Below are 10045 nucleotides of genomic sequence, written 5' to 3'. Positions count from 1 at the left end.
TCGAGGCTCGATCCCTTGAACCCCGCCGGGTCCCACTTCGAAGCCGCTCCGAACAGCTCGGTCCCGATGTGCTCGCCGAGCTTCCGGTAGCTCTCCCACTGCGCCTCGTCGAAGAACTGGTCGGACGTCGGCTCGTGCGGGAACGCCTCGTGCTCGACGTGATACTGCCGGACGTCGATCGGCTCATCGCCGGTCATCGACGCCTTCACGTACAGCAGCAGGCTTCGCCGATCCGAGTCGTGATAGGTCACGACTGCGAGCGCGGCGTGGCGGCGGCTGTAGCGGGGCGGGTCGGAGCCGGGATCGGCCTCCCACCTCCCCCGACGGAGCTCGTCGAGAGTTCCGATCTTCGTGCGCTCCTGATTGGACAGGATCCCGTCGAGCTCTTGGGCGTCGAGGAAACGCACCTCCGCGTCGAAGTCGATCCGCGCCTTCCGGACGAGGTTGGACAAGCCGCCGAACTCGAAGTTCGGATCGGCCTCGGCGTCCACGAGGACGATCAGAGGGAGCCGTCGCCGGATCAGCTCGTAACCGCCGAGGTTCTCGAAATGCCCGCCGTCGCTCAGGTACCAGTGGCGACGCGAGGTCCCCGGGAACCGCGCGAGGAACTCCTGCAGCAGGTACGACTGCACCGCGAACACGCGGCGCGGCACCCAAAGCAGCACGTTCCCCATCCATGACGCGAGCCGCCGGCTGTCCCACCAGTACCCCAGGCGGACGTTCCCGATCCCCGCGAGCAGGCTCAGCCCCAGGCTCGTGCGGTACCCGGTGCCTGTCGAGAAGGCCGCCCCCGAGATCGCGATCCAGTGTCCGAGCGTGAGGGGCTCGAGACTTGCCCACGCCTTTCCGCTCGTGGTGTCGATCAGGAATCGCGACCGTTCCGCCGTCGCGGGCTCGGACCGGACCGGGATCCAGGGCCCGGGATTCCCCCACGCGGTCGAGGGGCCGGTCGACGCGGCCGTGTCCCGGTCGAAGACGAGATGGTCCTCCACCCCCGCGTGGATACCGCAGGGACCCAGGCACATCCCGAGCCCCTTCCGGTCCTGCTGCTGCACCTGCGACTTCCCGCCCTTCGTCTCGTTGATCGTCACGTTGATGAGGTGCAGCGGGGCGCCGCGGCGAAACGCGGTGTCGTCGGTCCCGAAGAAGGCATCGCCGTCCGCGCGCGGCACGCCGAAATACTCCAGCAGCCCGACGTCGTCCCCCGGAACGACCTGCCCGACGCCCCCCTCCTCCCCCTCCGCCACGCCCGTCCCGACGCGGCGCGGGTTGCTCGCCCCCAGGTACGCGCGGGCGAGGCGGGCCTTGTAGAAGGGGAGCTGCGACGAGCTGTTGAGAAAGCTCCAGGTGGCGCCGCAAAGGAGCGCGTACAGGAGGAGCATCGCGATCGTCACGACGAGCCAGGTGGTCTGGCCCTCCGGCGCCTGCGCCCCCGGCGGCGCCGCGGGGCCGAACCCCCAACGCACCGCGTGGGCGAGCCCGAACACCCCCGTGAGGAGGATCGCCACGACGACGATGGCGACGATCCCGAGCACCGCGTCGAGGAATACCGCGCCGCGCCGCTTCTTGCGGCGGCCGAGGATCAGCGGCAGGACCTTCGCGGCGGGACCGAGCAGCGCCGCGACCGCCGAAACGATCGTGACGAGCCGCACCTCGTTCCCGCCGCCGCCGCCGATCGAGCTCCCGCGGTAGAGCGACTCGCCGATCGAGTCGACGACCACGATCGCGAGGGATCCTGCGGTCGCGAACAGCGCCACGCGCAGCCAGGTCGTGAGCCGATTGCGGGCGAGGGCGTCGCGGTAGACCGGCGCGGACCGCTCTTTCTTCTCCTCGGCCGTCTCCGCGGCGCGCCCCGACGAGGGAAGGACGATGCGGGCCGCGGCCCACGCCAAGCCGACCGCGAGGAGCAGCAGCCCGCCGAAGACCGTCGTGGTCTCGTCCCCCACCGCGAAGCGCCAGACCAGGATGGCGGCGAACAGCAACGTCGGGAGGATCGGCGGCACCTGTCGGGGGGACGGCTTCCACCGCCCCGAGTACGCCGTCTCGGCGACCGCGAGCGACCAGATCCGGATGAGCACGACGACGAGCGACGCGACCAGAAGGAAGACGACGAATGCCTCGTCCACATCCCGCGCCAGCCAGCCGCCGATCGCCCCGGAGCGCCGGAGGCGAAGCTCGATCCACCCCACGGCCGCGGCCGGCACCAGCACCACGGCGACCCAGCCGAAGCTGACCATGGTTCGCTTGGCGACCGACTGCGCCGAGGGCCACTCGAGCAGCCAATACGCCGCCCCCGCGGGGAAGGCACCGAAAACGAAGATCGCGGCGGGGAGGATCCACCACGGGGACAACCACAGCCCCCAACCTCCGGGAAGCGGCACCGGCCGGGCGAACGCGGCCGCGCCGTCGGGGAGCGACCCTTCGGCCCACGCCCGCACGGCGACGACCAGGATCGCCGCGAGGGCGACGAGCGAGAGGAGAGAGACGTGGAGGGCGACCCAGTTGCGGAGGATCCCGGCGAGCATCTGCATCAGGTCGCCGGCGCCGCGTGGCGAGAGGTAGCGGCCGTTCTCGCGAAGCCACCGGAGCACGCCCGGGGGGAGGGTCCTGCCCTCGGCTGCCGTCTCGCGGTCCTCCAGCATCGTGGCGACGTCGTCGACCCCCTCGACGTACGTCCGCGTGAACAACCGCCCGAAGAACGAGCCGAAGTAACCGCCCCCCGACACCGTCGAGAGGTAATCGATCGAGCCGAGAAGGCGCAGGCGCGCGAGCGCCTGGAAGACGCCCAGGCAGAAGGTGGCGCTCCGGATCCCGCCTCCCGAGAGGCCGACGCCGACCGCGGGAGGGAGATGCTTCGGGTCGGACACGTGACGGCGGATCGACCGAAGGCGGTCCTCGGCCTGGGAGAGCGCTTCGGGGAGTCGGGCGCGGTGGCTCATGAGGGGCCACGTCCTCCTTCGAGCACGAGGGCGGCGAAGGGACGCATGCATGGTCTCCCGTCGATCTGCCGACGAGGATCGCGCGATCGGGTCAAGGGGTCAAGTCCCCCCGGCTCCGGTAGGGGTTTCGTAGCCGCAACCCCGGAATCGACTCCAGTGCTTCCCCGCACGTGCCGAATCGGAGGCGAATACTCGTGCAACGCCACGCAACGATGCCGTTGACAACATATGTTTTGGGAGGCATACTTCGAGTGGGTTGGGATGTCGAGTACACGCCGGTGTTCGGGCGTTGGTGGGCCGCGCTGAACGAGGAGGAACAGATCTCGGTGGACGCAGTCGTTCGCCTCCTGGAGCGGTTCGGCCCGGCCCTTCCGTTCCCCCACTCCTCCCGCATCGCGACGTCTCGTCACCCTCGCATGAGGGAACTGCGAATCCAGCACCACGGGCGGCCCCTCCGAGTGCTGTATGCGTTCGATCCTCGCCGAACGGCGATCCTCCTGTTCGGGGGTGACAAGACGGGCCGCGACCGCTGGTACGAGGAAGCCGTCCCCATCGCCGACGCGCTCCTCGACGAACACCTCGAGACGCTGCATCGGAAAGGACACGAGGATGGCTGACAAGTTCCGCAAGCTCCGCTCGAAGATGTCACCCGATGCCCGCGCGCGTGCCGCGGCGCAGGCCAGGGAGCTCGCCCGGCAGATGCCTCTTCACGAGCTCCGCGCCGCGCGCGAGTTGTCCCAGCAGTCGCTGGCGGCACGGCTCCGCACCGACCAGTCGAACGTTTCTCGGATCGAGCGTCGCGCCGACATGTATGTCAGCACGCTGCGGGCCTACATCGAGGCGATGGGCGGCGAGCTCGAGATCACCGCGCGTTTCCCGGACGGCGTGGTCCGGATTACGCAGTTCGGCGAGATCTAGGGTAGAAGGGGAAGTCTTCACCGAAGGTTGCGGATTCGGGACGAACGCACAGGCGAAGACTCGACCCCACGGAGGCCACCATGCAGCAAGGCGTTTCGCAGGCGAGACTCGAGATGGAAGGGACGGAGCGTTTCCAGCGGCTCCGGGACGAGCTCGGCGTCACGAGTTTCGGGATGAACCTGATCCGGATGCACCCCGGCGCGCGCGGCAGGATCCACCGGCACGAGAAGCAGGAGGAGGTCTACCTCGTGCTCGAGGGGACCCTCTCCCTGGCGATCGAAGGGGTCGAGCGCGATCTGGCCACGGGGGAGCTCGTCCGCGTCGCCCCGGAGCTCCGTCGCCAGCTCCTCAACCGCGGACCGGGGCGGCTGGTCCTCCTCGCGCTCGGCGCCGCGGGGGAACACGTCGGACGCGACGGCGTGGCGTTCGTCTCGTGGGAGGCGACGACGGGCGCGCCACCGCAGGAGACCCCGCTCCCCGAGGATCTTCCCGAGAGCGAGCGGCGGTAGAAGGGATCGCTACGGACAGCCCCTCGTCGCCGCGGCGGGGTAACACCGCGTCGGGCCCGCGGGGATCTCCGCGCCCGAGCCCGACAACCCGTATCGCCCCTCGTAGTAGCCGTCGTTCGGGACCACCAGGAGGTAGACGTCGCCGGCGGCCGCCGGAATCGTCGCGGCGGTCGCCCCTCCCGTCGAGCACAACACCGGGACGTGCGACGCGAATTCGCCCAGCCGGCCCTGGTAGACGGCGTAGTCGTTGTCGGTAGCGACGCACGAAGCACCCCAGCTCAGGGAGAGCTGACCGTACAGGTCCTTCGAGACCGTCAACGCCTGGCCGACGAACGCCGCGGCGGAGCCGACCTCGCCGCATCGTCCGGCCGACATGCTCGACGAAACGAACATCTCGTCGACGTACACCTTGTCCGGCTGCGCGCGCCCCGCCGTGCGATCGAGGTCGCGGGTGCGCACCCAGAGGGTCCCCGTCACGTCCCCGCCGAACCCGTACGATTGCAGCGTGCCGGAGTCGACCGTGCCGCTTACCGTGACCATCGGCGTCCACGAGACGCGGTCGCGGGAGTATTCGAACAGGAAATCGTCCCCTTCCGCGTTCGGGGAGTGCCACGCGTCGAGGTAGAAGGTCTGCGTCGCCCCCGCGGCGACGGTGAGCGACCACTCGTGTTCGAGCGCGCTCGTCCGCGTCGGGGGCGAGCCGCCGAGCTGCGACTCGATCAGCACCTCCGCAAGGCCGTCCTGCGTCCTCGTGTCGAGGTACGTCCCCGAGAAGATCGCGCCGAAGGGCGTCCCGCCGTCGCCGGACGCGACGGAGCGGACGCCTCCCTCCTCGACGTGGATCGTCGCGTACGCGGAGTTCGTCGCCCCGTCGTCGTCCGTCACCGTGAGCGTCGTGTAGAAATACCCGGAGCCGGCGTACGTGTGGTTCGCGAGCGCGCCGCTCTGGGATGCCCCGTCGCCGAAAACCCAGCTCCACGACACGATCGTCCCGTCCGGGTCGTAGGAGCCGCGCCCGTCGAAGGTCACCGCGAGGGGCGCGGGGCCGTTCAGCACGGACGGCGCGTTGACGGCGACGGGCGGCTCGGTCGGCGTCGTCGCCGTCGAGATGTTCGAGAGCGGGGAATCGCCGCTGACGTTGTAGGCGCGGACGCGGTAGCTGAACGTCGTCGTCGGGGGCAGTCCCGTGTCGCCGTAGTAGTCGATGTTCCGGCCCGTGGTCGCGAGCGGCGCCCACGCCGAGGGCGTTGCGCCGCAGTACGCGGCGGCTCCCTGGCAACGTTCGACCTTGAATCCGTCCTCGTTGTTCGCGTTGTCCGTCCAGGTGAGGTTGATCCAGTCGGGGGTGAACGCGATCGCGCTCAGCGAGCTCGGCGCCGCCGGCGGGAGCGGCGGTCCCACCGTGATCGTGAGGGGCGCCGTCGAGCCGGTGCCGCCGCGCCCGTCGAACGCGGTGACGCTCGCCTGGTACGTTCCCGGCTGTTCGAAGGTGTGGTAGGCGGTCGCGCCCCAGTAACTCCCGCCGTCGCTGAACGTCCACTCGAGGTTGCCGACGAACCCGTCGGGATCGTACGTCCCGCTCGCGGAGAAGATGACGTCGAGCGGCGCCGGGCCGGAGCTCACGTTCGACGACGACGCAGCGACCGGCGGGAGGTTCGGCTCGAGCACGTTCACGAGGAGCGTCTGCACGCTCGCCGCCCCCGCGAGGTCGGTCACCGTGAGGGTCGCGACGTAAGGTCCGCCGGTCGCGTACAGGTGGTCGGGATCGGCTTCGGTCGAGGTCGCGCCGTCTCCGAAGTCCCACGCGTACGAAACGGCGCCGCCCCCCGGATCCGAGCTCCCCGTCGAGCTGAAGCTCAGCGTCAGCGGCACGTCCCCGGCGGTCGGCGCGGCCGACGCGGAGGCGACCGGCCAGGCGTTTCCCCCGGTCCCATAGAGTTCGTAGCCGATCCGGTAGCTCACGAAGGGGGACGTGTTCCGGACGTACGATCCCGCGATCAGCGTCCTGCCCCCGGTCGCCGCGAGGTTGGGGTACGTCTCGCCCACCGGGCTGTTCGAGACCACGAACCCCTGCGGGTCCACGATCGACCCGGAGGGAGTGATCCGCATCCCCATCAGGTCGCTGCGGGCGTCGATCTGCTCGAGGCTCCAGTCACCGCCGAGGGCGGTTTTCTGATCCTGCCAGACCACGACGAACTGCGCGCCGTCCCACGCCGCGCGCGGGCGGTATTGATCGTCCTTCCACGGCGTGAGGTTCACGGCGGGGTGCACCGTGCCGTCGGGGTCGATGAGCCGGCCGAGGAGGTCGGTTTCGACGCCGGAGGTGAGCTCCTGCGACTGCACCATGAGCGCGACGCTCCCGCTCGAGGCGAGGCCGATCCCGAAGATGCCGTTGCCGCCGGCCGAGGAGTAGGGCCCGTGGATCGTGAACTCCGGAGCCTTGCCCCCGCCGGCGTCGACGAAGACGCCGTCGGTCGTGGCGTAGGGGTTGTCGTGCGTGGCGTTGTCCTGGAAGACGACGAGCCACCGGCCGCCAAGCGCGCCGACGCGGACGTTGCTGCTGAAGGTGCCGCTGATCCCGATCGGGGTCGTGTCGAGCACGACGCCGTCCGCGCCGCGGACGCGAGCCGCGATCGGGTTGACGTATTCACAGTTGATGCCGCACCGCAGCCCGACCACGAGGAAATCGCCGCCGAGCGCCTCGACGTCCACCGGGCCGAAGCCGGGGTTCATCACGACGGTCGGGGCGGCATCCAGCGGCGCCCCGTTCGGTTGAACGCGGCGGGCGACCACTCCGCCGGCGTTGTTCCACGCCGCGAGGTACAGCGATCCGTTCCACGCGACGCTCGGAGACCCCGGGTAGCTGGTGGAGGTGGCGGCGTCCAGCTCGATCGGCTCGACCGTCGTGGGGTTGCCGTTCGCGTCGAGGGGCTGAGCCAGGACGCGGTTCCGCGATGCGGAGCTCGATCGGTAGACCATCATGAAGCCGTTGCCGTTCGTCGCGACGTCGACCCGCATCTGCGTGGGGGCGCCGGCGGAGAGCGTCCGGTTCGGGCCTGCGGCGTTCCCCGAATCCACGTGGGCCGAATAGGTGTCTTCGTTGCCGTTCGCGAACTCCGACCACGCCAGCTGCACCGTCCCGTTGCCGGCGCTCGCCGAGATCCCCGACTTCGGGCCGGGCGCCGCCACGCCGCCGGGATCCAGGACCTGCCCCGAGCCGCTCACGCGCGCGACGCGCGTGGCGTCCGCGGCTCCCCAGGTGACCCTCCAGTTGGAGCCGTCCCACGTCACGCTCGTCGTGGTGTAGGCCGCCGGCGGGTTCGGCCCGGAGACGTTCACCCCGGCGCCGTCGAGCTTCTGGCCGCTCGTTCCGATCCGGGTCCCCTTCACCGCCATCGTGTAGTCCGGGAGCTGCTCGTTCCACACCGCGTAGAAGCCGCTCCCGTTCGAGGCAAGCCGGGAGAGAGGGGCGGGGGCGAGCCCGAACGGCGCTCCATCCAGCAGGTTGAGCCCGGCATCGAACCGGATCGCGTTCGTCGGGTCGTACCCCGTCATCGACTCCTCGTAGGTCAGCAGGAAGACCCCGCCGGCGAACTCGAGCCGGACGTTGCCGCGCAGGTAATACGTCGCCTTCACGAGGCTGCGCGGCCCCGGGTCGAGCAGCACCCCGTCCGCGGAGATCCGGGAGCCGACGAGGTCGCTCGTGACGGAGGTCCCCTGGTTGACGACGACCCATCCCGCGCCGTCGGACGCGACCGCCCAGGTGGAGCCCACCGGGGTGTCGTTGTAGATCTTGATCGGCTTCGGATCGATCACCCGGCCGTCGGGGGCCACGCGCAGCGCCTCGAGGGAGGCCTGGTAGTAGCCGGTCCCGCCGAAGTCGACGCTCTCGAAGACCACGAGCCAATTCGTGCCGTTCCACGCCGCCCGGGGGCTGCGCTGGGACGCCGGCCCCGTTGCGATCGGAATCGGCAGCGCGTCGAGCGCGTTCCCCGACGCGTCGAACCGCATCCCGTAGATGTCCCACGAGGTCTCCCCCTCGTAGGCCCCGGTGTCGTTCGCGCGATCGTCGGACCACAGCGCGAGGACCGTGCTCCCGCCGCGGGAGAGGAACGGCGTCACCTGGTTTCGCACCGCCGGGGAGACCGCGGCGTCCCCGGGGACGAAACGGGAGGGAATCCGCGGGCCGGCGGCCGCCGGTACCGCGACGACCGACGCGAGGAGGAGGAACGTCGAGACGAAGCTGCGACTTGAGGTGGTACGCATGGCGGGGCCCCCGAAACCACGGTCGTCGACGCTGGCGATCGGGTACCCCCATCGTAAGGGGGTGGGGCGGGCGGAGTCCGTGATATCCGTCACATTGGCGAGGCGGCTCGCCCCTCCACCCTCCGCCTCGCCTTCGCGATCTCCTCCGCCAGCGTCTCCTCGTCGGGGAGCGCCAGCCGGTACTCCCTCGCGAGGATCGCGTCCTCGAGCCCGTCGAGCGCGTAACGCGCGACCGCTTCGTCCTTGGCGGAGGCGAGGACCAGCCCCACCGGGGGGTTCTCGTCGGGGTGGGTCCAGTGCTCGCGGGCATAGGCGAGGTAGAGATTCATCTGCCCGGCGTCGGATGCTGTGAACTCCCCCTGCTTGAGATCGATGACGACGAGACAGCGCAGGCGCCGGTGGAAGAACAGCAGGTCGATCCGGAACCAGGCGTCCCCCACCCGCAGCCGCCGCTGCCGCGCGACGAAGGCGAAGTCGCCGCCGAGCTCGAGGAGGAACTCCTCGAGGTGGCGGATCAGCGCCTCCTCGAGGTCGGACTCGGAGTACTCGTCCTTCAGCCCGAGGAACTCCAGCACGAGCGGGTCGCGGATCTCGTCGGCCGCGTGGGTGGGCGGCGAGTCGGGCGGCGCCGGCCGCGAGAGGATCGCCTCCTTGTTCTTCGAAAGCGCCGCGCGCTCGTAGTACTGGGAGTCGATCTGCCGCTGGAGCTGGCGCACGGTCCAGCCGCCGCGGAGAGCTTCGGCTTCGTAGAACTGGCGGGCCAGGGGGTTGTCGAGCCGGAGGAGCCGGACGTAGTGGGACCAGGGGAGGGGGAAGCGCTGGCTGAATTTCGCAGACACTGTCTGCGAAATTCCCGCAGCGGCGTACGTAGCGTAGAACGCTCGTATTTGCTGCAGGTTGCGGAGGGAGAACCCGCGCCCGAACTGGCGAGTCAGATCGTCGCTCAGACGCTTCAGGAGTTCGGCTCCATACTCCGCCCTGTCCTTTCCCCGCTGCTCGTACTCCACGATCCGCCGCCCGACCTCCCAGTACGTGGCGGTCATCACCGTGTTGACCGAACGCGCGGCCGCCCGGCGGGCGGACTCCAGCAACCCGCTCAGGTCCTCCACGAGATCGCCGTACAGGCCCGTGGGGACTCGCTTCATCGGCGACATGGGACAGAGCTCCCGAGGAGGCGGGACGCCGGAACGTACCTCGGCACCGGGCGGGTCGGGGGGCGAAGGGAACAACGGAGGGTTGAATACAGGAAACCGGATCGCCACTCAACTCGTTCCTGCGAGCGCTCGAATGCCGGCTGGGAAGACTGACCCAAGATCGGCCGTTCCCGCGATTTTTTTTTGCCGTTGCCTGGCCTCGGCGGTACTTCTTTCCACACCGGAAGCCTGTGTGCGGGGGGAGTATGACCAGCTTCGT

General features: G+C 69.9%; 6 protein-coding genes. 3 read left to right on the top strand and 3 right to left on the bottom strand.

The genetic code is table 11. The annotated features are described in order from the left end of the window. Positions 1-2939: hypothetical protein (locus VF139_00500; GenBank protein HEX6849855.1), on the bottom strand; the 2939-nt coding region annotated here is incomplete at its 3' end. A 251-nt stretch (positions 2940-3190) separates the two neighbouring features. Between VF139_00500 and VF139_00495 the strand changes: the two genes are divergently transcribed. From VF139_00495 to VF139_00485, 3 genes are all read left to right on the top strand, one after another. Continuing rightward, positions 3191-3556 carry a type II toxin-antitoxin system RelE/ParE family toxin gene (locus tag VF139_00495; GenBank protein ID HEX6849854.1) on the top strand — a complete coding sequence of 122 codons (366 nt, stop codon included), beginning with the start codon at positions 3191-3193 and terminating at the stop codon, positions 3554-3556. Beyond that, positions 3549-3857, top strand: a complete 309-nt coding sequence (locus tag VF139_00490; protein ID HEX6849853.1) for an XRE family transcriptional regulator — start codon at positions 3549-3551, stop codon at positions 3855-3857. Before VF139_00495 ends, VF139_00490 begins: the two co-directional genes overlap by 8 nt. Before the next feature lie 80 nt (positions 3858-3937). Further along, positions 3938-4366: a cupin domain-containing protein gene (locus VF139_00485; GenBank protein HEX6849852.1), complete on the top strand. Its 429-nt coding sequence runs from the start codon at positions 3938-3940 to the stop codon at positions 4364-4366. 9 nt (positions 4367-4375) lie between these two features. Here the strand turns inward: VF139_00485 and VF139_00480 are convergent, their stop codons facing one another. After that, positions 4376-8632: a PKD domain-containing protein gene (locus VF139_00480; protein HEX6849851.1), complete on the bottom strand. Its 4257-nt coding sequence runs from the start codon at positions 8630-8632 to the stop codon at positions 4376-4378. 89 nt (positions 8633-8721) lie between these two features. Further along, positions 8722-9777 carry a PDDEXK nuclease domain-containing protein gene (locus VF139_00475; GenBank protein ID HEX6849850.1) on the bottom strand — a complete coding sequence of 352 codons (1056 nt, stop codon included), beginning with the start codon at positions 9775-9777 and terminating at the stop codon, positions 8722-8724. Between the last annotated feature and the right edge of the window lie 268 nt (positions 9778-10045).

The organism is Candidatus Polarisedimenticolaceae bacterium (assembly GCA_036376135.1).
GTDB lineage: Bacteria > Acidobacteriota > Polarisedimenticolia > Polarisedimenticolales > DASRJG01 > DASVAW01.
Note: the sequence above shows the minus strand (reverse complement) of the source record. Positions and strands in the feature narration are given on the sequence as shown.